This window comes from Mycobacterium lacus (assembly GCF_010731535.1).
GTDB classification, from domain to species: Bacteria; Actinomycetota; Actinomycetes; order Mycobacteriales; family Mycobacteriaceae; genus Mycobacterium; species Mycobacterium lacus.
In genome coordinates this window covers 3761918-3784450 of record NZ_AP022581.1, presented here as the reverse complement: position 1 = coordinate 3784450, position 22533 = coordinate 3761918, and the positions used below count along the sequence as shown (strand labels likewise).

Annotated in this window: 20 protein-coding genes, 3 tRNA genes and 2 pseudogenes; 16 read left to right on the top strand and 9 right to left on the bottom strand. The window is 67.5% G+C overall.

All coding sequences use genetic code 11. The features are described 5' to 3' along the window. Nucleotides 1-219: 219 nt before the first annotated feature. A pseudogene (locus G6N24_RS17415) lies at nucleotides 220-1591 on the bottom strand (hypothetical protein); the annotation flags it as partial. 48 nt (nucleotides 1592-1639) lie between these two features. Next, nucleotides 1640-2389, bottom strand: a complete 750-nt coding sequence (locus G6N24_RS17410) for a TVP38/TMEM64 family protein (RefSeq protein ID WP_085157383.1) — start codon at nucleotides 2387-2389, stop codon at nucleotides 1640-1642. Between the two features lie 27 nt (nucleotides 2390-2416). Between G6N24_RS17410 and G6N24_RS17405 the strand changes: the two genes are divergently transcribed. Further along, entirely contained in the window at nucleotides 2417-2752 is a 336-nt protein-coding gene (locus G6N24_RS17405; protein WP_085157422.1) for a hypothetical protein, read from the top strand. A gap of 34 nt (nucleotides 2753-2786) precedes the next feature. Next, nucleotides 2787-3140 carry a VOC family protein gene (locus G6N24_RS17400; protein ID WP_085157425.1) on the top strand — a complete coding sequence of 118 codons (354 nt, stop codon included), beginning with the start codon at nucleotides 2787-2789 and terminating at the stop codon, nucleotides 3138-3140. Nucleotides 3141-3151: 11 nt separating this feature from the next. On the opposite strand, the gene recD is transcribed toward G6N24_RS17400, so the two are convergent. The 3 genes from recD to recC are packed head-to-tail and all read right to left on the bottom strand — an operon-like array spanning nucleotide 3152 to nucleotide 11459. Then, complete coding sequence (recD, locus tag G6N24_RS17395; RefSeq protein WP_085157428.1) at nucleotides 3152-4900, bottom strand: exodeoxyribonuclease V subunit alpha; 1749 nt, start codon at nucleotides 4898-4900, stop codon at nucleotides 3152-3154. Beyond that, entirely contained in the window at nucleotides 4897-8169 is a 3273-nt protein-coding gene (gene recB / locus G6N24_RS17390) for an exodeoxyribonuclease V subunit beta (protein ID WP_085157430.1), read from the bottom strand. The genes recD and recB overlap by 4 nt, the downstream gene beginning before the upstream one ends. Beyond that, on the bottom strand, nucleotides 8169-11459 hold the full coding sequence (gene recC / locus G6N24_RS17385; RefSeq protein ID WP_085157432.1) for an exodeoxyribonuclease V subunit gamma: 3291 nt from the start codon (nucleotides 11457-11459) through the stop codon (nucleotides 8169-8171). Before recC ends, recB begins: the two co-directional genes overlap by 1 nt. 137 nt (nucleotides 11460-11596) lie before the next feature. On the opposite strand from recC, the gene G6N24_RS17380 reads away from it, so the two are divergent. Both G6N24_RS17380 and G6N24_RS17375 read left to right on the top strand, forming a co-directional pair. Further along, entirely contained in the window at nucleotides 11597-12199 is a 603-nt protein-coding gene (locus G6N24_RS17380) for an HD domain-containing protein (protein WP_085157435.1), read from the top strand. A 326-nt stretch (nucleotides 12200-12525) separates the two neighbouring features. Then, the gene (locus tag G6N24_RS17375; protein WP_085157620.1) at nucleotides 12526-13485 is read left to right on the top strand and encodes a patatin-like phospholipase family protein; all 960 of its coding nucleotides are present in this window, start codon (nucleotides 12526-12528) and stop codon (nucleotides 13483-13485) included. A 15-nt stretch (nucleotides 13486-13500) separates the two neighbouring features. Here G6N24_RS17375 and G6N24_RS17370 read toward each other — a convergent pair whose 3' ends face one another. The 3 genes from G6N24_RS17370 to G6N24_RS17360 all read right to left on the bottom strand — a co-directional run bounded on the left by G6N24_RS17370 (nucleotide 13501) and on the right by G6N24_RS17360 (nucleotide 16034). Continuing rightward, nucleotides 13501-14196: a crotonase/enoyl-CoA hydratase family protein gene (locus tag G6N24_RS17370; protein WP_085157448.1), complete on the bottom strand. Its 696-nt coding sequence runs from the start codon at nucleotides 14194-14196 to the stop codon at nucleotides 13501-13503. Nucleotides 14197-14276: 80 nt separating this feature from the next. Then, nucleotides 14277-15110: a hypothetical protein gene (locus tag G6N24_RS17365; RefSeq protein WP_085157622.1), complete on the bottom strand. Its 834-nt coding sequence runs from the start codon at nucleotides 15108-15110 to the stop codon at nucleotides 14277-14279. Between the two features lie 207 nt (nucleotides 15111-15317). Beyond that, complete coding sequence (locus tag G6N24_RS17360; protein ID WP_085157452.1) at nucleotides 15318-16034, bottom strand: MBL fold metallo-hydrolase; 717 nt, start codon at nucleotides 16032-16034, stop codon at nucleotides 15318-15320. Between the two features lie 154 nt (nucleotides 16035-16188). Between G6N24_RS17360 and G6N24_RS17355 the strand changes: the two genes are divergently transcribed. The 12 genes from G6N24_RS17355 (at nucleotide 16189) to rplA (ending at nucleotide 21297) form a co-directional block, all read left to right on the top strand. Continuing rightward, nucleotides 16189-16398, top strand: coding sequence for a type II toxin-antitoxin system VapB family antitoxin (locus G6N24_RS17355; RefSeq protein WP_085157454.1), 210 nt, complete (start codon nucleotides 16189-16191; stop codon nucleotides 16396-16398). A gap of 136 nt (nucleotides 16399-16534) precedes the next feature. Beyond that, nucleotides 16535-16607, top strand: a tRNA-Thr gene (locus tag G6N24_RS17350). An 18-nt stretch (nucleotides 16608-16625) separates the two neighbouring features. Next, nucleotides 16626-16699, top strand: a tRNA-Met gene (locus G6N24_RS17345). A gap of 41 nt (nucleotides 16700-16740) precedes the next feature. Then, nucleotides 16741-16908: a 50S ribosomal protein L33 gene (gene rpmG / locus G6N24_RS17340; protein WP_083112891.1), complete on the top strand. Its 168-nt coding sequence runs from the start codon at nucleotides 16741-16743 to the stop codon at nucleotides 16906-16908. A 51-nt stretch (nucleotides 16909-16959) separates the two neighbouring features. Beyond that, nucleotides 16960-17439, top strand: coding sequence for a (3R)-hydroxyacyl-ACP dehydratase subunit HadA (gene hadA, locus G6N24_RS17335; RefSeq protein WP_085157457.1), 480 nt, complete (start codon nucleotides 16960-16962; stop codon nucleotides 17437-17439). Continuing rightward, the gene (hadB, locus tag G6N24_RS17330) at nucleotides 17426-17854 is read left to right on the top strand and encodes a (3R)-hydroxyacyl-ACP dehydratase subunit HadB (protein ID WP_085157460.1); all 429 of its coding nucleotides are present in this window, start codon (nucleotides 17426-17428) and stop codon (nucleotides 17852-17854) included. Before hadA ends, hadB begins: the two co-directional genes overlap by 14 nt. A gap of 13 nt (nucleotides 17855-17867) precedes the next feature. Continuing rightward, nucleotides 17868-18368: a (3R)-hydroxyacyl-ACP dehydratase subunit HadC gene (gene hadC / locus G6N24_RS17325; RefSeq protein ID WP_085157463.1), complete on the top strand. Its 501-nt coding sequence runs from the start codon at nucleotides 17868-17870 to the stop codon at nucleotides 18366-18368. A gap of 166 nt (nucleotides 18369-18534) precedes the next feature. Further along, nucleotides 18535-18607, top strand: a tRNA-Trp gene (locus G6N24_RS17320). Between the two features lie 168 nt (nucleotides 18608-18775). Continuing rightward, complete coding sequence (secE, locus tag G6N24_RS17315; RefSeq protein ID WP_085157467.1) at nucleotides 18776-19246, top strand: preprotein translocase subunit SecE; 471 nt, start codon at nucleotides 18776-18778, stop codon at nucleotides 19244-19246. Nucleotides 19247-19276: 30 nt separating this feature from the next. Continuing rightward, nucleotides 19277-19996: a transcription termination/antitermination protein NusG gene (gene nusG, locus G6N24_RS17310; RefSeq protein ID WP_085157468.1), complete on the top strand. Its 720-nt coding sequence runs from the start codon at nucleotides 19277-19279 to the stop codon at nucleotides 19994-19996. Between the two features lie 43 nt (nucleotides 19997-20039). Beyond that, entirely contained in the window at nucleotides 20040-20468 is a 429-nt protein-coding gene (rplK, locus tag G6N24_RS17305) for a 50S ribosomal protein L11 (RefSeq protein ID WP_085157469.1), read from the top strand. 121 nt (nucleotides 20469-20589) lie between these two features. Further along, nucleotides 20590-21297 (top strand): 50S ribosomal protein L1, encoded by a 708-nt coding sequence (gene rplA, locus G6N24_RS17300; protein ID WP_085157470.1) that lies wholly within the window; start codon nucleotides 20590-20592, stop codon nucleotides 21295-21297. A 129-nt stretch (nucleotides 21298-21426) separates the two neighbouring features. Here the strand turns inward: rplA and G6N24_RS17295 are convergent. Continuing rightward, a pseudogene (locus G6N24_RS17295) lies at nucleotides 21427-22533 on the bottom strand (RNA polymerase sigma factor); the annotation flags it as partial.

Genomic DNA, 22533 nt, shown 5'->3' with positions numbered 1-22533 from the left:
TAGGCCCAGTGCGGCGCGCAGCCGGTCGGTGTCCATGCCGCCGCGGGCGGCCGCACCGGCGGGGAAGCTGTCCAGGAGTTTGATCAGGTCGCCGCGCCGGGTGGGGTCGTCGGCGGCCTGCCGCGGCGTGTGGCCATCAAGGGGCGGGGATGGGCTCGTCGAGCCACCTGGTCTGGTAGTCGCGAATGAAATTGTCGAGGAGCTCGTCGTCGCGCAGCAGCGACCAGATCCGCACCAGCACAACTCATTTCGCCCGAGGTCGCGGCGCGGCTCGGCCCGGTGCCGCCCCAGCAGCTTCATCAGCGGGTGGTCGGGCTCGGCGCCGGCGCGGCGCAGCAACGCCAAGCCGCGCTCGACGTCGCCGCGATCGGAGGTGATGTGGGCCAGATCGAACAACGGCAGTGGCCAGTCCGGGTCCATCGACTCGGCCGCCAGTAGCTCGTGTTCGGCCGCTTCGATGTCGCCGATCCGCTCCAGCGCCACCGCGCGCATCCACCGAAACGCCACCCTCGCCGTGCGCGGCACCTTCGGCTCCAGCACGTCGGCGAACACGCCCAGCGCCGCCGCCCCGTCGTCGTCCCTGTCGACCGTCTCGGCCACTAGCAGTTCCGCGAGCAGCGGATCGGCCAGCGTCGCTCCGAGCTCGCCGACCAGATCGTCGAATCCGTCGATCTTGGGTTCCGTCGCGTCCTCGGCGGCCGCGGCCGGCGCGTCCTCGGACGCCTCATCTGCGTTGGCGGCGTCGATCAGCACCGATATCTGTTCGTAGAGTTGGATCAGCGCGTACAGCGCGATGGCGTCATCGGGTTCGAGGTCATGTAGCTCGGCCAGCGCCGCGCATTCGCGCTCGAAATGCCAACGGTCGAAATCGAACTCGCCGGGGGCAAGCCAATCCCCGCGGTGTGCCAAACCGGAGTCGTCGGCGATCTCGCGCAGCGGCGGCAGCGGCGCAGTGAACAGCTCTGGATCCTCGACGCACGCGGTCCATACCGCGGCGCCGAATTCCACCGGCCCGTCGGCGTCAAGCGTAGCGGCCAGCCGGGCGCCCACCTCGTGGGCTTGCGCAATCCCGGCGACACGCTCGAGCACGAGTCCCTGCGCGGTTAGCCGCACCCCGACCAGGTCGCCCGCGGCCACGCCCAACGCCACCAGCGTGCCCGGGGCCAAAAGCAGCGCGCCCGACGGATCGACCACCTCGGCCGGGATGCTCCGCTGCTCGAGCAGCTCCTCGTCGAACTCGGTCACGACCCGAGCCGCCGACCCGTCGGCGAGCCGCTGGTGCTGCTCGTGCTCGCAGAGTGCGGTGATCGGGTCCAGGTCCGGGGTCACGGTGAGTATGTCGTGGGCTACCTCGTCCGCGCCGAGCCGATGCGTGAACACCCGCCCGGCCAGCACCGTCGGCAGCCACACCCACCGCTCGTCGACCAACTGCCTTGCCGGGAACTCGATTTCGTAGCGAAGCTCGTCGACTACGGCATCCGGATCGGCTACTTCGCTGGCGCAGTCGTCGTGCGATGTCGTCCTCGTGCAATGGGCCATGTTCGGCACGAATGCTCGGAATGGTCGGCGTCGGGTCGAATGTTTCCGGCACGGCGACCACCCTAGCCGTGCGCTAGCCGAGTCGCGAGGCCGACGGCTGTCATCGCTGGCGGCCCCGCGTCCCGCCCTCGGGATCCGAATCTGGGACGCCGCTGTCCGGGTCGCGGCCGGCGTGCTCACGCCAGTGTTGGTATCCATGCCGGGCGGCGAACGCGCCGACGATCGCGGTCACGCACCAGACCGCTATCGCGGTGTACGCCAACGGCGACGACAGATTCCTGATCGAGGCGCCCAGCGTGGTGTAGACGAACGCCCGCGGCGCCGAACCGATAAACGCACCGACGGCCATCTGCCACAACGGAACTCCGAACGCGCCGAACGCATACGAGGCGAGCGCATCCGATATGCCGGGCACGAAGCGCTGACCGACGACGGCCCACAGTCCGCGTCGTTCGATCAGCGCGTCGATGCGGTCGGCGCGTTTCGTTCCCAGCAGCGCCCGCGCGCTGGCTCGGCCAGCCCGCCGTCCGACCAGGCTCGCGACGATCGCGGTGCCCACCGCCGCACCCAGCGTCACGAAGATGCCCACGACCGGGCCGAACAGCAGCCCGCTGCCCGCGGCAAGAACCGAGCCCGGCATGAACAACGCGCCCAGAACGGCCGACACCACGACGTAGGTCAGCGGCGCCGCCGGCCCCGTCGCCGAGACCGCGCGCCGCACCCCCTCGACGTCGATGACCCGCGCAACGGCCACCAGGTAGAACAGCGCGAACAGGAAGCCGGCGAAGACGGCGAGACGCACGATGTGGCGTCGTCGCGATGCCGGTGGGGAACCGTCGTTGTCGACCATGCTGACCGCGATTCTTCCGTACCGGCAATGGCCACGCCGCGGTGGCAGACGGAGCGCTGGGAGGATCGCTTCGACGAACGGGCCCGTCGATGCAAGGGTGCTCTGCGGATTTCCGAACCGGACTTGGCTACCGGTGTCGGCAGCGCTCTGGCGTGGATACGCAACAGGGTGTTTCAGGGCTTCGCGGACAGTCCGGCAGGGCAAGTTGTCAAACTCGCGAAGCTGCGGGCGCCCATACGACCGGGCCTCGTGGTGAGCGACGAGGCCATCGCCGACTGTGCGGTCCGCCCAACCGAAGCCGAGTGGGCCGGCTTCGTCGACGCATGTGCTCGTCACCGCGTCACGCTGATGTCGCAGGCATAGTCTGGAAGCGTTTCAGCTACAGGAGGAGGCAGCATTGAGCGAGCACGAAGTAAAAATGATCGTCTTGTCGACCGACGACCTCGATGAATCGATCCGGTTTTACAGCGAGACCTTGGGGATGCCGCTCAAATTCCGCGACGGAGCCCACTTTGCAGCCCTCGACGGTGGACCGGTCACTCTCGCCCTGGCGACCGCGGTGGACCATCCCATGCCCGGGCAGGTCGTCGTCGGCATCAAGACCGCCGACGTCGACGGTGCGGCGAAGGCGGTCGAGGCCAGTGGCGGTGGCATCGTGAAAGGCCCGTACGACGACGCACACGAACGCCGCGCCGTGGTCTACGACAACAAGGGCAACGGCTTGGTCTTCTACAAACCGCTGGCCCGGTGAACCGACCGCGCTCAAGCAGTACCCGCCGCGGCCTGCAGCCGCTGCCGTAGCCCGCTCGCCCGTACCGCCCGGCGCCCGATCGCGGCCCGTACCGAAGCCTCGGAACCCACCACCCGCACCTTGACCTTCGCCCGGGTGACCGCCGTGTAGAACAATTCGCGCGTCAACAACCGCGAATCCTCCGACGGCAGCAGCACCGTCACCTCCTCGGCCTGGCTGCCCTGGCTCTTGTGGATCGTCATGGCGTGCATCGTCTCGACGTCGCCCAGGCGGCCCGTCGCGAAGCCGAGTTGCCCGGTGGCCCCGGCGATGATGGCCTTCAGCCCATCCGGGCCGGCGACGGTAACGCCAGTATCACCGTTATAGATCCGCAGCCCGTAATCGTTGGCCGTCACCAGCAGCGGCCTCCCGGCATACCACTCCGACCACGCCGGCTGGCCCGTCTCCTCGGCAAGCCACTTCTGCACCTGTCCGTTCCAGTGCGCCACCCCGAAGGGCCCCCGCCGATGCGCGCACAGCAGCCGGTGTTCGTCCAGCGTCGCCAGCGCGATGTCGGTAGCCCCCAACACCGCGGCTTCTCGCAGCCGCAAAGCGTGCCGCACCAAGATCGCGCGCAACCGCTGCGTCGGGTCGCCGCCCTCCCCGGACTCGACGAACTCGATGTGCTCGTTACCCGACCGCAGCAGCGCCAGAACGGAACCCGGGTCACCGATCCGGATCGCGGTGGCCAGCGCGCCGATCGATTCCCCGAACCGATGTGAGGTCCGCAGCGTCGCCACCCGCACGTCGTCGCGCACCGACAGTCCGTCCACCAGGTCGGCCAGCACCGCCCCCGCTTCCACCGACGCGAGCTGGTCGGCGTCGCCGACCAATATCAGCCGGGCACCCGGGCGCACGGCTTCCAGTAGCCGTGCCATCAGCGTCAGCGACACCATCGACGTCTCGTCGACGACGATCACGTCGTGTGGCAACCGGTTCGCGCGATCGTGCCGAAACCGTGCCGACGTGTCCGGCCGGCTGCCCAGCAGGCGATGCAGCGTCACGGCGTGCAGTTCGCCCAGCCGCTGCCGATCCCCGGCGTCGAGTTTGGCTACCTCCCGCCGCACCGCTTCTTGCAGGCGGGCCGCCGCCTTGCCGGTAGGCGCCGCCAGCGCCATTCGGGGCCGCGATCGACCGGCGAACTCCGCCTGCTCCGCCGCCAGCGCCAGCAGCCGCGCGACGGTGGTGGTCTTTCCGGTACCGGGACCGCCCGTGAGCACCGTAACCGCTTGTGACAGCGCGATTTTGGCCGCCGCCCGCTGCTCCTCGTAGTCTGCCGGGAAGAGTCGTTCGTAGCCGGGCACTTCGACCGTGGCCGCAGGCGCGGCGAGCAAGGCCAGCAGGTCGTCGCACACCTGCTTTTCCTCGAGGTAGTAGCGGTCCAGGTAGAGCAGCCGGTCGGCACACAGATGCAGCACCGGCGGCCCGCCGAGCAACGGGCTCGCCCGCACCGCCGCCAGCCACGCGACGCGTTCTGGCCACGGCAGTTCGGCGGCGCCCACCGCCCCCGCGACCGTCGACAGGTCCACGCACACCGATCCGCCGCGTAGCGCCCGCACCGCTAGCGCGACCGCCAGCGCCACCCGCTCGTCAGGCTCGGATCCCAGGGCGCAAATCCGGCTCGCCACATGCACGTCCGCGACGTCCAGCACCCCGGCCGCGTTGAAGTCCCGCAGCAGGCCGCTCGCGCCGATGGCGACCTCGACGTCGGTGGTCGTCATGGCGTCCGCACTCCCCGGTCGAGCAGATCCGACAGCGCCACCACCAGCTCGGGCGGCGGACTCCAGCTGAACACGCCGGCCGGATGCCCGTCTAACACCGGCGTGTCGACACCACACATGCCTCGTACGAACAGATAGAGCACCCCGCCCAAGTGTCGCGCCGGATCGTAGCCGGACATCCGCCAGCGCAGAAACCGGTGCAGCACAACGACATACAGGAGGGCTTGCAGTGGATAATCCGAATGCAGCATGGCCTCGGTCAGGCGCGCGAAGCCGTAATCCGCCGCGGAGTCGCCCAGGTGGTTGGTCTTGTAATCGACCACCAGATAACGCTCTTCGGGCACCCGCAGCACCACGTCGATCGACCCGGCCAGATACCCGCGCAGCGGCTGGCCGCCCAACCCGGCCGACATCAGCCGATCGGCGTAGCACACCAGCGGATCATCGCCCGGGAGATGCGTTCGCAGCAGCGCGCCCACATCGGACAGCATGACCTTCGGCGCGGGCCTGCGCAGATCGCCTCCGGCCAGCGGGATTTCGAACTCCAGCTCCCGCAGCCGATCCCGCACACCGACCTGCCGCAACGTCACCCCGGCGGCCAACGACCCCAGCGTCGTGTCGTGCATCGGAACCAGCGCGGCGGCGAGCGCGGCGGCGTCGACGCCGACCGGCCACCACGCAGAGTGCCGTCGCACCTGCTCCTCCAGCTCGGCGGTCAAGTCGGCGACACCGGGGTCGGCGGTCTCCAGCACCGCGTGCACCAGGGACCCGAACGCCGCGCCGGCGGGCATCGCCGCCAGCGGCGATGGGTTCCGGTGCCCGGACGCCGGCGCAGTGATGACCGCCTCCACCTCGTCGTCGCGCGCGCCGGCCTCGGGCTCGCTGGCCACGCCAACCTCATCGACGCCGCGCACCAGCGCCGAATACGAGGTGCGCCGCCACGTGGTGTCGATCGCGCGGTGAAAGTGCCGTACCGCCAAACCGCCCGCCACAACGGGCGTCTCGATCGCGGCGGGAGCGGCGATCACCGACTCCTCCACCGATGGTCCGCCCGCGGCCTCCCATTGTTTGAACACCGTCCAGGCGTCCTTGTCGGAGATGCGAGGCGCGCATCGATCCGGCACCTTCGACTCGCCCATGCCGCGGCCGCGCAGCAGCCGCGACAGCCCGCCGCTGACCTCGTCCTTGGTCGGCGCCCACCATGCCACCACCTGTGAGCGCGCGCGGGTCAGCGCAACGTAGGTGAGCCGGACGTTGTCGCGCGCCGCCTCGACGCGGTTGAGCTCTTCGACCGCCCGCCGCTGCGGGCCGCGGGCCTTGCCGCCGACGTACAGGCAGCGGGCGTCGTCGGCGTCGTGATAGAGCAGGATGTCGTCGCTGGGGACGTAGCGGTTGAAGGCAAACGGCAGGTACACGACAGGAAACTGCAGACCCTTGGCCACGAAGACGGTCATGATCTGCACCGCCTCGGCGTCGCTGTCCAGGCGGCGGTTGCGTTCCGTCACACCGGCGCGGGTATCGCACTGGTGCCGCAGCCAGTCACGCAGCGCCGGCAGGCCGAGCCTCCCCCGATGCGCGGTCTCGTGCAGCAGCTGCGCGATGTGGGCCAGGTCGGTCATGTGCCGCTCGCCACCACGCTGGCCGAGCACCCGTCGGCCCATGCCGCCCACCTGTGCAGCCTCGAACACCGCTGCGATCCCGCGCAGCCGCGCGTGGTTGACCCACTCCCGCAGCGTGCCGGCCACCCGGTCGGTCAGCGCATCACCCTCGGCGGCAAGGGTTTCCGCTGTCTCGCCGAAGAACATCGTGCAGGCGGCGGCGCGGACCAGCCCGCTGCGCTGGGGCGCGTCGAAGGCCTCCAGCAGGCAGAGCCAGTCCTTGGCGGCCGGCGAATCGAACACGTCGGTGTCTCCGGTGTAGATCGCCGCGATGCCGGCCGCGGACAGCGCGTCACGGCAGGCGCGCGCGTCCCGATGTTGCTCGACGATCACCGCGATGTCCCCGGCCCCGAGGCGACGGCCATCATAGGTGGCGCCGCTGGCCAGCAGCGCCGCGATATCCGCGGCCAGATCGGCGGGAATGTGTTGGCGCAGCGCGTCGATCGGAATGGTGTCGGTATCGCCGTAGCCGACGGCCCGACGTTTGACGACGCGCAGCCGGAACGGCGCGTTGTGCGGCGCCCCGGCCAGCCGGTGGCCCTCGTGGTGTGCGTCGACGTCGTGGACGACGATCTCGGGGTGGCCCAGTGTTGCGCCGCGCAACACGGTCTGCAGGCTGTCGACGAGCACCTTGTCGCTGCGCCAGTTGACGCCCAGCGTGTATCGGGTATCGGCGGTGCGGGCCGCCTCCAGGTAGGTGTGGATGTCGCCGCCGCGGAAACCGTAGATGGCCTGCTTGGGATCGCCGATTAGGATCAGGGTCGATCGGCGGCTGAACGCGCGCTCGAGCACCTGCCACTGAATGGGGTCGGTGTCCTGGAACTCGTCGACCAGGACGATCCGCCAGCGCCGGCGCATCCGGTCACGGGCCGAGGAGTCCATTGGCTCAAGGGCTTTCGCCAGCCGGACGAGCAGGTCGTCGTAGCTGAGGATGCGCAGCCGGCGCTTGCGGCGCTCGAGTTCGGCGACCACCCCGTTGGCGAAGCGCAACCTTGCGGCCGCCTCGCTGCCCGGCTCGGGATCGATCGGGCGCAGCTCGGCGCATGGGTCTCCCACGACCGCGCGGGCCAGGCCGAGCGCCTGACGGTACGTCAGGACCGGATCTTGCTCCTGATTCCCGAAGTTCGCGAGGTAGAGGTCATCGACGATCTCGGTGACCAGATCGTCGAGGTTCTCCTCCAACTTGACGCCCGTGGCGGTATCACCGGCCACCCCAAGTGATTTCAGCACCGAACCGCAGAACTCGTGCGTGGTGGCGATGGTGGCCGCGTCGAAGTTCGCCAGCGCGTCGCGGAGCCGCTCCTGTCTGACGGCGAGCTCGTCGCCGCTGCCGCGCGCCAGGTGCTCCAAGAGGTCGCTGCTCGTAGGCGCGCCATCCTCGAGCGCCGAAACCGCCTGAAAGATCTGGCCGCGGACCCGTTCGCGGAGCTCGCGGCTGGCCGCGCGGTTGAACGTGATCAGCAACATCTTGTCGAGCGTGACGTCGGTCTCGGCGAGGTAACGGGTCGCCAGACCGGCCAGCGCGAACGTCTTGCCGGTGCCGGCGCTGGCCTCCAGCACTGTGGTGGAGCCCTGCGCCGGCAGCGGACCCAACAGGTCGAACCGATCCATCAAAGGCTCCCCTCGGCGGCCAGCACCGGCCGCCACAGCCGGGCGGCCAGCGCGCCCAGCCGGGTGTCTTCACCGGGCACCTCTTCGCCCGGGCGCGGCGGGCCGAGCAGCACCGCGAACGACGGGTGCTCGCCCCACACCCGTACGTGCGCTCGCTCGTCGCCCTCACCGGCATGGAACCCGCCGGTCTCCCACACTGCCCGCGCGGCCTCGTACGGGTCGTCGCCGACGCGGCGTGCATCGGCCCACGCGTACGACGTTTTCAATGGCAGGGGCAGCGGCTCGCGCCGGCCCGCGTCGTACAGAGCGACCAAATCACGCAGCACCGCCGCCGGGTCCGGCGGCGGTGCGAAAAGCCGCTTCGCGATGCGATTCTTGGTCTTGCCGCGCCCGATGCACACCGCCGACCAGTCGCGCCCCGGCCGCGCGGCCGCCAGGGCCACCAGTGCGATCCACGACGCCAGCAGGTGCTTGGGCGCCAGCTTCGAATAGGTCACCGACACCGTATGCTCGCCGAACACCGGTGTGACGGTGCCGGTGAGTCGGCGCCCGCCGACGAGGTCGACGTCGAGGTCGTGCGCTTCGCCGTCGATCGTCCTGTGCTGCAATGCGGCTAATGCCAGGTCGCGTGCCCGGTCGCGGATCTCTTTCGCCTCGCGCACGCCGAGCCGCCCGGGCGGCAAGGTTCCGCGACGCCACTCGGCGTGTGCGGCGGTGTCCGGGTGCATGCCGCGTAGCATGTCGCGCAGCATCCGGTCCCCGACAGTCCACTCTTGCAGCGGGTCGATGTCGATCGGCATCGCATCCTCGACCCCGTCGACGTCCCACGGTAGCGTGCAGTCGAGCGCCCGGAAGAACCCTTTGACCGGGTCCTTGAAGAAGTCGAGCACCTCCGTCATGGTCACGTCGGCGGCGGGCGGGGACGGTAGCGGGTTGGTAATGAAAGCCCTTGGTGGGCAGCGCTTTCCGGTGGCAGCCTGGGCCGCGGCCAATGCGGTGGGATCGAACGTGAACGGCTTGCCGGGCACCAGCGCGCCGGGTTCGACGTTGCTGCGGTCGAATGGCTGCAACGGATGCTTGGTCAGGATGTGCCGGCGGACCGGCGCTTGGGTCGTCCGATCCAGCGCGTCGAGCAGCTCGGCGACCGGCACGGCGGGCGGGCGCGGGTGACCGGTGTGCTCGTCGTTGCCCGTGTAGGTGATCACCAGCGTCTCGGTGGCCGCGCCAATCGCGTCGAGCAGCAATTGGCGGTCCTCCGAACGGATGTCACGCTCGCCGGTCATCGGCTCCCGCGCGAGCACGTCGTCGCCGTCGGGAACGTTGAGCCGGGGGAACACTTTATCGTCCAGGCCGACCAGGCACACCACCCGGTGCGGCACCGAACGCATCGGCATCATCGTGCACACGGTCAGCGTCCCGGTGCGGAAGTTGGCCCGGGTCGGGCGTGCGGCAAGATGGCCGTCCAGCAGCGCCTGCGCATCGGGCAGCCTCAGCAGCGTCGATGCACGCGAGCCGGCTTGCTCGAGGACATCCGCGAATTCCCGCCGCAGCTGTGCCTCCTGCCAGGCGTCCTCGGAGCGGGTCAGCATGCCCACGCCGTCGGCCAGCGCCCTCAACCAATCGATCAAAGGCTTTGTGCCGCTGAGTGTTTCGGTGACACGGTGCAGCCGTTCGACGAATTCGGCGAGCCGCCCGGCCAGCTCCACTTTGGTGCTGCCGACGTCGTCGAGCGGCAGTGCGGTGTCCAGCCAGGCTTGCGAGTCGTCGGACATCGCCACCCCGATCAGGATGCGGTCCAGCCCAAAGCGCCAGGTGTTGTGCAGGATGTGGTTCAGCCCGTACGGCGCGCGATGGTCTTTGTCGAATCCCCACCGGACGTTCGCCTCGCGGACCCAGTCGGTGATCGCGTCGAGGTCGTCGTCGGTGAACCCGAACCGCGCCCGGACCGGGGGAGCGTGGCAGAGGTTGAGCACCTGACTGGCGGTGGCCCTGGTCCCCGCGATCGCGAGCAGGTCCGCGGCGACCCCCAGCAGCGGGTTGGTCTGGGTGAGCGCGCGGTCGGCCAGCTTGACGCGTAACCGGTGAGCCGGATGGCTATCACCCGCGGTCTCGCCGAGCCCGAAGCCGGCAACGATCAACGGCGCGTAGGTCTCGATGTCCGGGCACATCACCAGGATGTCGCGGGGCTGTAGCGTCGCGTCGTCCTCCAAGAGGCCGAGCAAGACCTCGCGCAACACATCGATCTGCCGGGCCTGGCCGTGACAGCTGTGCACCTGCACCGACCGGTCGCCGGCGGCCAGCACGCGGGCGCCGGGCCGTAGCGAGTTCGCGGCGATGTCGGACTGCAACCAGCCCAGCAGCGTGTCGGGTTTGGTTGCGCCGCCGAGGAATTCATCGGTGGCGACAGTGACGGGCATTGCCCGCTGCAGCTCGCGCAGGTCCCATCCCAGCGTTTGCAGCAGCGGGTGGCGGGCGGCTCGCCAGCTGGTGTCGTCGCGTCGCGGCATCGCGCCGCGGACGCCGCGCAGCGCCTGCCACAGGTCGTCGCTGGGGTGGGGCAGCCAGAGGTGCAGGTCGTGGTGGACGGCCAGTGCGTCGAGCAGCTCCATCTCGGAGCACGCCAGCCGGGTGTGCCCGAACAACGACAACCGCGCCGGCAGGTCGCTCGGACCCGCGCGCAGCCGCGCCGCCGTTTTCTGATGCCGGATGTGCGGGGGATCCGCCGGTACAGTGGCCACCAGCGCCCGCCACAGTTCGGGCTGCCACGCCAGGTCGGTATCGAGGTCTGGCGCATGGCCGTCCAACCAGTCGACCAGCAGCCGCGGCCTTTGCCGGGCATACGAGGCAAACAGGCCGGCCAGCCGGCGGGCCACTGAATACCGCCGGCCGCCGCGCAGCTCGGCCTCGTGGGCGTCCGTGTCGAAATGGCCCATATGCCCCAAATGCATTGCCAGCGTTCGGCACCACGGCTCGTCGAGGCTACCGTCGATGACCTCCAGCAACGGCCATGTCATGGCCTCGGGCGACCACGGATCGTCGTCGACCGTGCCGGTGATCTCGGCGATCAACGAGGCGGGGCTGCGGAACGACACCCGAGCGCACACCCCGTCGCCGTCGCGGCCACAACCCAAGATGTGTGATAGCCGCTGACTTAGCCAGCGTTCGACGCCGCGCGCCGGTACCAGCACCAGTTCCTCGGCGAACGGGTCCGGCGGCGGGTCGGCCAGCAGGGCGCCGAGCCGGTCGGCCAGCAGGTCGGTGCGCTCGGCGCGGTGAAGATGAAACGCCATTGCGGTGTCACCATAGAACGCGCCGCCGACAGCGCGCGGGCGGTTTCGGGCCGACGCCCGCGTCCTGCGTCCGTGCCACAGTGGTGGGGTAGGCACGAATGATCAGCACAGGCTGGGAGGGGCCGGGAGGGAGCGGCATGGCCAACCGGGTGGCGTCCTCGCGCCTCACGCCCAGGTTCGTCGACGCCCTGAAATACGCGGCGACCAAGCACGCGACGCAGACACGCAAGGCCAGCGAAGTCCCGTATCTCGGCCACCTGCTGTCGGTGGCCGGGTTGGTCATCGAGGCCGGCGGCACGGAGGAACAGGCCATCGCCGCGTTGCTGCACGACGCCGCCGAGGATCAGGGCGGGGCACAGACGCTGGCCGAAATCCGCCAGAAGTTCGGCGCGGGGGTGGCGTCGATCGTCGCCGAGTGCAGCGACACATTGGAGACCCCGAAGCCCCCCTGGCGCGAGCGCAAGGAAGCCTACATCCGCCACCTGCGGGAGGCGTCGGACGACGCCGTGCTGGTCTCGCTGGCCGACAAACTCGACAACGCGCGTGCGATCCTGCGTGACTTCCGCGCCCAAGGAAGCAAGGTGTGGCTGCGGTTCAGCGTGCAGGACCCGCAGCTGCACGTGTGGTATTACCGGTCGCTGCTCGAGGTGTTCAGCCGGCGCACCGACAGCTGGATGGTCGGCGAGCTTCGCGATGTGGTCGACGTGCTCGAGCGGGCGATCAACCGCCAAGGTGCTTAGCGCTAGGGCGGGTTGTGCCACTCACCGGGGTAACCCAGCGCGACCGGTTCCGCTTGCGCGACGCCGGCCGGGTCGAACCGTCGTGACGTTCCGGCTTGCCTACAGCTCAGAGGGCGGGCTGCTGGGTTTGATCGTCGACCGGGTCGCCGCATGCTGGGTCGGCCGCTCACTCGGCGAAAGCCCGAAAAACCTTCGCCGGCTTGTCGAGTCGTAGGCTCGCGGCTGTGCATCAACACCACGGCGACTACGGAAAGGCGGACCAGCGTTTTGCACGCGACCGGCAAAAGCCCGCCGACTTCGTGCTTTCGGGCGGGGGCGTCAAGTTCATGGGCCTGGTCGGTGCCATCGCCGCGCTCATGGACGCCGGGTACGCGGCCTACCGGGTGTCCGGCGTCTCGGCGGGATCGGTGGTCGCGGTGATTTCGGCGGCCGCGGCCCAGGGCGACCAACTGAGCAGTCAGCAGATCCGGGAACTCGCATTGTCGGTGCCGCTGCGCAAATGGCGCGACGCGGGGCCCATCCCGATCCTGGGTTCGGCGTGGGGATTGGTGTGGGACTCGGCGATGTACCGCGGGGATGTCGCGCACGACTGGATTCGCGGCGAGCTGAAAAACCTGGGCGTGACGACCTTTGGTGACCTGGCCCTCCACGACGACCAGCTGCCGGTCGAGGAGCGCTACCGGGTGGCCATCACGGTCGCCGACGTGACGAGGGCGCAGCTGGTTAGGTTGCCGTGGGATTATCGGCGGGTCTATGGCCTGGATCCCGATGAACAGCTCGTCGCCACGGCGGTTCGCGCTTCGATGGCGATCCCGTTCATCTATCCCCCGGTCACCTTGACCAGCACGGCCGGGCTGAAATCCACGCTGGTCGATGGTGGCGTGCTGTCGAACTTTCCGGTCGACTCGCTGGACCGCATCGATGGCATACCGCCGCGTTGGCCCACGTTCGGGATCACCGTGATACCCAAGCTTGCGGAGGGCATCGACCAGGTGTTCCCCGCGCTGCGCCCACTGGGTTTCCTGAAGCAGTCGGCACTGCTGGAAAGCCTTTTCACGACGATGCTCGTCGGCCACGACCAGGCCCATCTGAGCCAGCCGTGGGTCAGTGCCCGCACGATCCCGGTGACCTCGACCGACGTGAGCGTTCTGGATTTCGGTATCTCCCGAGCGCGTCTGGAGGAGCTCTATGAGAGAGGCTATTCGGCGGCGCAGGCGTTCCTGTCGACCTGGGACTGGGCCGAATACCTCGAACTCTTCCGGGCGCCCCGGGTGCTGCCCAAGTAGGGGCGGGACGCGCCGTTACAGCCCGAATTCCCCCTCTATCCCGTCGACCGCGGCGCGGATAGCCTTCAGCGCGTCGGCCCGGGCGCGCAGCTTGGTCGCGGCGTGGGCGGGCTGGTTGAGGCCCGCGAACTCCCGCGCGGCCTCCTCGGCGCGCGTGACCACCACCTCCGGTAGCGCGATCTCGTCGACAAATCCCGCGGCGAGGGCGGTTTCGCCGAAGAACGTCTTGGCCAGCCCGGTCGCCTGCTGGTACGCCGACGGCGTCAGCCGCAGCTTCATGATCTCCAGGGCGGCGTACGGAATCGTCATGCCGATCGCCACTTCGTTGGCCTGAATGTTGTACGCGTGGGCGGCCACCCGGTGGTCGCCAGACGACAACAGGAACGCTCCCATCGCGATGGCGGGACCGGTGCAGGCCATCACGACGGGCTTGGGGTAGGACAGGAGCCGATATGACAGCTCGAAGCCACCTCTGAGCATGTCGATGGCGGGCTGCACCTCGCCGGATGTGAGGATCTTCAGGTCGAACCCGCCGCTGAAGACGCGGTGGTTTCCGGCGATGACCAGGGCCCCGACATCGTCGCGGTCGGCGTTGTCGATCGCCTCGTTGAGGGCCTGCTGCATGGTCGGGCCCAGCGCGTTGACCTTACCGTCGTCCATCGTGATGACCGCGATGGAATCCTTCCGGCTGTAGATCACCGGACCGCTCATGGTTACTCCTTCGAAATGGCCAGGGAAGTCGATTGAATCAGATCGACTTGGCACAACCTGGCGTGCCCCGAGTGGATCGATCAGACCCGCTGGTTGCGGTGCTTGCCTAGTTCGGTCTCGGCGTCACCCCAGCGCAGGCTCATGTCGGTGGGTACGTCGAGCTGCCGGGTGCGCCACCTGTCCTGGGTTTCGGCCACGGCGCGATTGATCCGTTCGATCTCGCTGCGGAACACCTCGGGACGCGTTTCCTTGCTCGCGTAATGGAAGTAGGTGAGCAGGCTGCGCAGCAGCTCCAGTTTCTGCTTTTCCCGCTTCGCCAGCTCGTGTGTCGTCATCAGCTCGATGCGCTGAACGGGCGGCAGCGCATCCCAGTCCAGCACCACCTTGGTCTCCAGTGGACGCCGGCCGCGCTGCCAGAACCGCCAGCCCCGCGGCCGTTCGGGGCTGGCGTAATAGGTCACGGTCCCGGTGAAGCGGGACTCGACGCCTTGCCCGATCTCGGCGCGGTCGAGCGCCGAATCCCACACCGTCCGCCATTCCTGGCCGGGTGCCAGCGTGGGTAACTCCTGGGGTAGCTGCAATTCGACGACGTCGGCGTAGCCATCGGAGGCATTCTCGTATTGGGCGACCGTCGGTGGATTGGGAAACGAGAACCGGATGTCGTAGGCAGCGGTCCGGCCAAAGTTGCGGACCACCAGTTCGATCACATGCCAGTCCGTGACGTTCGGTTCCATGAACATGGCGACGTAGGGCCGGCTCTGCTCGGCGGCTGACTTGCGATAGCGCTGGATCTGCTGGTGGGCATAGACCAGCACCACCACGCCGAGCGCGAGCGCCACCCATGCGGCCCACGCTAACCAAGTGCTGGGTGCCGCGTTGGTGAGTTCGCCCCAGCCGCCTTGCCCCCACCGCATCGCAGCCACCCCCCGCTTATAACCACAATGGCCGTTGACCGAACTGGGGCCCTTGACCGAACTGGGGCCCTTGACGGAACTGGGGCCCTTGACCGAATTTCGCTGACCTGATCGTAAAGGTGCACCACGGCCATCGCTGACCGGGGGAATCCTCGGCGCCCGAAGCGGTCATCTGCGGTGCGCATCTGGCGGGGGCCCACGAGTCCCTCAGCCGCCCATCAGCATTCGCCACTGATCAAGATCGGCGGGTCGGTACACGTAGTTGGACCGTTTGACTTCCGACAGTGCCGCGCTTGGATCGGCCGAATACCAGTGCCCGGGAAATACCGTCGGGTCACCCGGAAGCTGAGCAAGTTGTTGCAGGCTGCGGTACATCTCGTCGGAATCGCCACCGGGAAAGTCGGTGCGGCCACAGCCTTCCAGGAATAACGTGTCACCGGCGACCAGTCGGCCGTCGAGCAGAAAGCACTGACTGCCGGGCGTGTGCCCCGGGGTGTGCAGCAGCTCGATTTCGATGTCGCCAATGCCGACCTTGTCGCGGTGCTCATGGGTGGTGAGGTCGCCGATGCCGATCCCCGTAACTCGTGAAACCCAGAGTGCCTCATGGGTATTGACGTGGACCGGCACGGTTGCCCGTTCCAGCAGCTCGGCCAGACCCTTCAGCTGAAAACCCATCATCGAGCCGCCGACATGGTCGGGGTGATGGTGGGTGACCAGCACCCCGGACAGGCGCATGCCGTCCGCCTCGAGTGTGTCGACGAGGTCCCCCGCGGCGTAGGCCGGGTCGACCACTACACAATCGCCCGTCTGGCGATCGCCGATCAGGTAGGCGAAGTTGCGCATTTGAGTCGCGAACATGTCGCCCACGGCGAAATCGCGACCGGAGAGCAGTTGACGGAAGTACAGCCGGTCCGAACCTGACACGTCACCAGACTAGGTCGCGCGCACCGACGTCGAATCTCGGGCACGCTCGCCCGGAACGCCGCCGGCAACGCGACGTATTTACGCGCAGATTGCCGGCTACGCCGTCGCCTATTCCCAAGGTTCCGACCCTGGGGCAAGTGGGTATTGTTGGTCCATGCTGAAGAGGGTCGACATCATGGTTGACGACGACCTGCTCCAAGAGGTCATACGTCGGTACCACCTGGCCGACGCGCGAGAAGCCGTCCATCTCGCTCTCAGGGCCCTCCTTGACGACGCGGGTGCCGCGGAGCCGGAGGATCACGAGTACGACGAGTTCAGCGATCTCAGTGCGTGGCAGCCGCGGCGCAGCAGCGACACCGGGTAGCTCCCCCGGCCACCCCGTCGTCAGACGCAGTCCCGATAGCCGTGGCGCTCACGTCCGTGGTTTGGTGACGTTGCGCGCCAGGCTGTACCCTCTTTTAGTCCCGCGGCGCGGCCCGACTGGTCGCTACGGGTGAGCGGCCCCCTTAGCTCAGTCGGTAGAGCGTTTCCATGGTAAGGAAAAGGTCAACGGTTCGATTCCGTTAGGGGGCTCGGCGGACGCGTACCCGAGGCGATGTAGCTCAGTCGGTTAGAGCGAACGACTCATAATCGTTAGGTCGCCGGTTCGAGTCCGGCCATCGCTACAACACAACAACGTCTGATAGAGATTTGAGAGAGAACCGTCATGGCTTCCAGTACCGACGTGCGGCCAAAGATCACCTTGGCATGCGAGGTGTGCAAGCACCGTAACTACATCACCAAGAAGAACCGCCGTAACGACCCGGACCGGCTGGAGCTGAAGAAGTTCTGCCGAAATTGCGGCAAGCACCAGGCCCACCGTGAAACGCGGTGACAGCCGACCCGTGTGCGCATTTGCTCGGATTGACTAGGTAGGTTCTAAGCCGTGCCGTTGACTACAGACATTGTCGGGATGCATTACCGCTATCCCGACCACTACGAGGTAGAGCGGGAAAAGATCCGCGAGTACGCCGTAGCCGTGCAAAACGGCGACGCCTCGTACTTCGAGGAGGAGGCGGCCGCCGATCTGGGCTATAAGGGGCTGCTGGCCCCTTTGACGTTTATCTGCGTGTTTGGCTACAAGGCGCAGTCGGCGTTCTTCAAACACGCGAACATCGCGGTCCAGGACGCGCAGATCGTCCAGGTCGACCAGGTGCTGAAATTCGCGAAGCCGATCATCGCGGGTGACAAGCTTTACTGCGACGTGTACGTGGATTCGGTGCGCGAGGCGCACGGCACCCAGATCATCGTGACCAAAAATATCGTCACCGACGAAGCCGGTGACATCGTGCAGGAAACTTACACGACCCTGGCCGGCCGTGCCGGCGAGGATGGGGAAGAGGGATTTTCCAATGGCACTACGTGAGTTCAGTTCGGTGAAGGTCGGGGACCAGCTTCCGGAGAAGACCTACCCGCTGACCCGCCAGGATTTGGTGAACTACGCGGGGGTGTCGGGTGACTTGAATCCGATCCACTGGGACGACGAGATCGCCAAGGTTGTGGGGCTGGACACCGCGATTGCCCACGGCATGCTGACGATGGGTATCGGCGGCGGTTACGTCACGTCGTGGGTCGGGGACCCCGGTGCGGTCACCGAGTACAACGTGCGGTTTACCGCGGTGGTACCGGTGCCCAACGACGGCAAGGGTGCCGAGATCGTGTTCAGCGGACGGGTGAAGTCGGTCGACCCGGACAGCAAGTCGGTGACCATTGCGCTGACAGCCACCACCGGCGGCAAGAAGATCTTTGGCCGCGCCATCGCGTCGGCGAAGCTGGCGTAGGCGGGCGTAGTTTATGGCGTTAAAGACCGACATCCGCGGGATGATCTGGCGCTATCCGGACTATTTCATCGTGGGCCGCGAGCAATGCCGTGAGTTTGCCCGAGCCATCAAGTGTGATCACCCGGCTTTCTTCAGTGAGGCCGCGGCCGCCGAACTCGGCTACGACGCGATCGTTGCTCCGTTGACCTTCGTGACGATCTTCGCCAAATACGTCCAGCTGGATTTCTTCCGGAACGTCGACATCGGTATGGAGACGATGCAGATCGTCCAGGTTGATCAGCGGTTTCTGTTCTACAAGCCGGTCCTGGCCGGGGACAAGTTGTGGGCCCGGATGGACATCCATTCGGTGGACGAGCGTTTCGGAGCCGACATTGTCGTCACGAAGAACATGTGCACCAACGATGACGGGGAACTGGTGATGGAGGCATACACCACCCTGATGGGCCAGCAGGGTGACGGCTCCGCCAGACTTAAATGGGACAAGGCATCCGGACAGGTCATCAGAACCGCGTAATTGGTACTGGCGCTTGCGCCTATGTAGACTGAGTAAACTCAGACCTCGGGGTTTCCCAACATCAGCGCGCTTTCCGTGAGTTGAACGAGCGGAGGCGCGCGTGTCATGTAAGCCCCGGCACCAAGGGTTGGCCTGGGCCTCGTCGGGGCCCGCCTGCCAACCGCGAAGGGGCGTAGCTCAACTGGCAGAGCAGCGGTCTCCAAAACCGCAGGTTGCAGGTTCAAGTCCTGTCGCCCCTGCTGACAGGTACGGCCGGCGACGATGCAGCCGGGACGGAGTGAGATGGGGGTGCCTGCAGCTTCGCGGGGAGAGACGGATCATAGGTATCGTGCCATGGTGGACACTGGGAGTGTGTTCCATCACAGCGGGACGACGCGCGGGATAGCTAGCGAACAAAGGAGCATGCGGTGAGCGACGAGGGCGACGCTGCCAACGACGCCGCAAGCGACGGCGGCGACACTGAGGACGGCCGCGGCGGCGGCGGTCGGACGGCTGTGGTGACCAAGTCGGTGGCGCGGCCGCAACGCCCCACCGGCAAGCGGTCCCGGCAGCGATCGGTCGATGCCGACCAGGACGTCGACGTCGAGGAGTCGTCGACCGAGGAGGCGGCCGTCAAGGGCCAGAGACCCCCGAAGGCCAAGGGGGGCCCGAAGGCCAGGAAGGCCGAGAGAGCGGGGGCCCGACCCGCTAACCCGATCGCATTCGTCTACAACTACCTGAGGCAGGTCGTTGCGGAGATGCGGAAGGTGATCTGGCCCAACCGCAAACAGATGCTCACTTATACCTCGGTGGTGCTGGCGTTTCTGGCGTTCATGGTGGCGCTGGTCGGTCTTGCTGACTTCGGCCTCACCAAGCTGGTGCTGTTGGTGTTCGGCTGAGGTATGAGAGTGATAGAGAGGACTACAACCGTGACTACCTTCGACGGTGACCCGTCCGCGGGTGAGGCGGCGGTCGACTTGCAGGAACCGAGCACGGACACGCTCGCAGAGACCGCGACTGAGGAGGTCGACCCGGCGGCCGCGCTCAAAGCAGAGCTGCGCAGCAAGCCCGGCGACTGGTATGTCATCCATTCCTACGCGGGGTACGAGAACAAGGTGAAAGCCAACCTCGAAACCCGTGTGCAGAATTTGGACGTCGGCGACTACATCTTCCAGGTGGAGGTACCCACCGAAGAGGTCACCGAGATCAAGAACGGCCAGCGCAAGCAGGTCAACCGCAAGGTGCTGCCCGGATACATCCTGGTGCGCATGGATCTGACCGACGATTCGTGGGCTGCGGTGCGCAACACCCCCGGGGTTACCGGCTTCGTCGGTGCAACGTCTCGCCCCTCGGCGCTGTCGCTGGATGACGTGGTGAAGTTTCTGCTGCCGCGCGGGACGGCGAAGAAGGCCGCCAAGGGCGCGGCCAGCACTGCCGCGGCCGCCGCGACCGGTGGGCTGGAACGTCCGGTTGTCCAGGTCGACTACGAAGTGGGCGAATCGGTGACCGTCATGGACGGACCCTTTGCCACGCTTCCGGCCACGATCAGCGAGGTCAACGCCGAGCAGCAGAAGCTCAAGGTGCTGGTGTCCATCTTCGGCCGCGAAACCCCGGTGGAACTGACCTTCAGCCAGGTCTCGAAGATCTAGCCCAGCAGGGCTATTAAAACCAGGAAGGAACAATCGACACGTCATGGCCCCGAAGAAGAAAGTCGCCGGGCTGATCAAGCTGCAGATCGTGGCGGGGCAGGCCAACCCTGCGCCGCCGGTTGGCCCTGCGCTCGGCCAGCACGGCGTCAACATTATGGAGTTCTGCAAGGCGTACAACGCCGCGACGGAGAACCAGCGCGGCAACGTCATACCGGTGGAGATCACCGTCTACGAGGACCGCAGCTTCACCTTCGCGCTCAAGACACCCCCGGCCGCCAAGCTGCTGCTCAAGGCCGCCGGCGTGGCCAAGGGCTCATCGGAGCCGCACAAGAACAAGGTCGCCAAGGTGAGTTGGGACCAAGTTCGCGAGATCGCCGAGACCAAGAAGGCCGATCTCAACGCCAACGACATCGATGCCGCCACCAAGATCATCGCCGGTACCGCCCGGTCGATGGGCATCACCGTCGAATAGTTCAACCCCCGTCGGACGCCATGCGTCCCCCCGCTGGCGGGGGAGGGTCCGACAGATCAGAGTGGGAGGGCCAGCTTCGGCCCGTTGCCAACCACAACCCAACATCAGATTGGACAGTCGAATGAGCAAGAACAGCAAGGCGTATCGCGCCGCCGCCGAGAAGGTGGACCGCAGCAACCTCTACACCCCGCTGCAAGCGGCCAAGCTCGCCAAGGAGACATCGTCGACCAATCAGGACGCGACCGTTGAGGTCGCGATCCGGCTTGGCGTCGACCCGCGTAAGGCAGACCAGATGGTCCGTGGCACGGTTAACCTGCCACACGGCACCGGTAAGACCGCCCGGGTCGCGGTGTTCGCGGTCGGTGAAAAGGCGGAGCAGGCGCAGGCCGCCGGCGCCGATGTTGTCGGCAGCGACGACCTGATCGAGAAGATTCAGGGCGGCTGGCTGGAATTCGACGCCGCGATCGCGACCCCCGACCAGATGGCCAAGGTCGGACGGATAGCTCGGGTGCTAGGTCCGCGCGGCCTGATGCCCAACCCCAAGACCGGGACCGTCACCGCCGACGTCGCCAAGGCCGTCACGGACATCAAGGGTGGCAAGATCAACTTCCGCGTGGACAAGCAGGCCAACCTGCATTTTGTGATCGGCAAGGCGTCGTTCGACGAGAAGAGCCTGGCGGAGAATTACGGCGCGGCAATTGACGAAGTGTTGCGGCTCAAGCCCTCGTCGTCGAAGGGTCGCTACTTGAAGAAGATCACCGTGTCGACGACGACGGGCCCGGGCATTCCGGTGGACCCGTCCATCACCCGCAACTTCGCGGGAGCGTAACTTCCCCGCGCGAGCTGCGGGCGCCACCCGGTTGCGCGAGCAGACGCAAAAGCACCCATTTCGGGCCGAAAATGGGTGCTTTTGCGTCTGCTCGGCGCAGAAACGCTACCCTCCGCATTCGGCGATGCGCCGCCGCAGTAGGTCGGCGCGCACCGACGCAACCAAATTCGACCGGGCCAGCCGCGGATCGTGGGCCACCTTCTCCAGCGCTGCCAGCCCGGCATCGCAGCCGTCGCGGAAACCGACCGCCAGCGCGCGATTGGCGCGCACCACGGGCGAGTCGGTCAGCTGCACGAGCCGGTCATAGGCGGCGCAGATGGCCGCCCAGTCAGTCTGCTCCCAGGACGGCGCCGTCGCGTGCAACGCGGCGATCACCGCCTGCGGCAGGTAGGGTCCCGTCGATCCCTCGGCTTGTCGCAGCCGGTCGAGGCCGCGGGCGATGCGGCGGCGGTCCCACCGGCCACGGTCCTGTTCTTCGAGCGGCACCAGCGCCCCGTCGCCGTCGATCCGCGTTGCCCGCCGCGAATCATGCAGCAGCACAAGGGCTGCCAGGGCGTGCGCCGTCCGCTCCTGCGGCATAAGCACGCATAGTTCCCCAGCCAGCCGGGCCCCCTCGTCGCACAGTTCGTCGCGAATCGCCGACGGGCCCGCCGTCGACCAATAGCCCTCGGTGAACACCGAATAGATACAGCTGAGCACGTGTGGTGTGCGCTCGGGCAGCAGCTCGGCGGGCGGCACCCGCAGCGGGATGTTGGCGTGCCGAATCTTGTTCTTGGCGCGTGTGATTCGCTGGCCGACCGCCGTCTCCGTCTGCAACAGCGCCCGGGCGATCTCGGCGACGGTCAACCCGGATACCAGCCGCAGCGTGAGCGCCAGTTGCGACTGTCGGTCGAGTGCCGGATGCGCGCAGGTGAACATCATCCGCAACTCGTCGTCGCGGACCGGATGCGGGTCGTTGCCGTCAGTGCGGACCCGGATATTGTCCAGCACAGCCGCCAATTCCTTTCCCGGGCGCACGGATTCGCGGCGCAACCGATCCCGGGCACGGTTGCGCGCGACCGTCACCAGCCACCCGCCGGGACTGGCCGGTACCCCGTCGCGGGGCCACGTGCGAAGCGCCTCGGCGCAGGCTTCCTGAACGGCGTCCTCGGCGACGGTGAGGTCGCCGGACCACCGCGCGAGCGCGGCGACCGCGGGTCCCCATTCCCGGCGGAAGACGCCGTCCAGGTCGGACAT

What these genes read in the sequence shown, in the direction of transcription:
- G6N24_RS17405 (WP_085157422.1), top strand. Translation starts at nt 2,417, where the DNA reads ATGGCCACGCCGCGGTGGCAGACGGAGCGCTGGGAGGATCGCTTCGAC.
- G6N24_RS17380 (WP_085157435.1), top strand. Translation starts at nt 11,597, where the DNA reads ATGGCCAACCGGGTGGCGTCCTCGCGCCTCACGCCCAGGTTCGTCGAC.
- G6N24_RS17375 (WP_085157620.1), top strand. Translation starts at nt 12,526, where the DNA reads ATGGGCCTGGTCGGTGCCATCGCCGCGCTCATGGACGCCGGGTACGCG.
- hadB (WP_085157460.1), top strand. Translation starts at nt 17,426, where the DNA reads ATGGCACTACGTGAGTTCAGTTCGGTGAAGGTCGGGGACCAGCTTCCG.
- hadC (WP_085157463.1), top strand. Translation starts at nt 17,868, where the DNA reads ATGGCGTTAAAGACCGACATCCGCGGGATGATCTGGCGCTATCCGGAC.
- G6N24_RS17370 (WP_085157448.1), bottom strand. Translation starts at nt 14,196, where the DNA reads ATGAGCGGTCCGGTGATCTACAGCCGGAAGGATTCCATCGCGGTCATC.
- rpmG (WP_083112891.1), top strand. Translation starts at nt 16,741, where the DNA reads ATGGCTTCCAGTACCGACGTGCGGCCAAAGATCACCTTGGCATGCGAG.
- G6N24_RS17410 (WP_085157383.1), bottom strand. Translation starts at nt 2,389, where the DNA reads ATGGTCGACAACGACGGTTCCCCACCGGCATCGCGACGACGCCACATC.
- recB (WP_085157430.1), bottom strand. Translation starts at nt 8,169, where the DNA reads ATGGATCGGTTCGACCTGTTGGGTCCGCTGCCGGCGCAGGGCTCCACC.
- recD (WP_085157428.1), bottom strand. Translation starts at nt 4,900, where the DNA reads ATGACGACCACCGACGTCGAGGTCGCCATCGGCGCGAGCGGCCTGCTG.
- G6N24_RS17355 (WP_085157454.1), top strand. Translation starts at nt 16,189, where the DNA reads ATGCTGAAGAGGGTCGACATCATGGTTGACGACGACCTGCTCCAAGAG.
- rplA (WP_085157470.1), top strand. Translation starts at nt 20,590, where the DNA reads ATGAGCAAGAACAGCAAGGCGTATCGCGCCGCCGCCGAGAAGGTGGAC.
- recC (WP_085157432.1), bottom strand. Translation starts at nt 11,459, where the DNA reads ATGGCGTTTCATCTTCACCGCGCCGAGCGCACCGACCTGCTGGCCGAC.
- rplK (WP_085157469.1), top strand. Translation starts at nt 20,040, where the DNA reads ATGGCCCCGAAGAAGAAAGTCGCCGGGCTGATCAAGCTGCAGATCGTG.
- G6N24_RS17365 (WP_085157622.1), bottom strand. Translation starts at nt 15,110, where the DNA reads ATGCGGTGGGGGCAAGGCGGCTGGGGCGAACTCACCAACGCGGCACCC.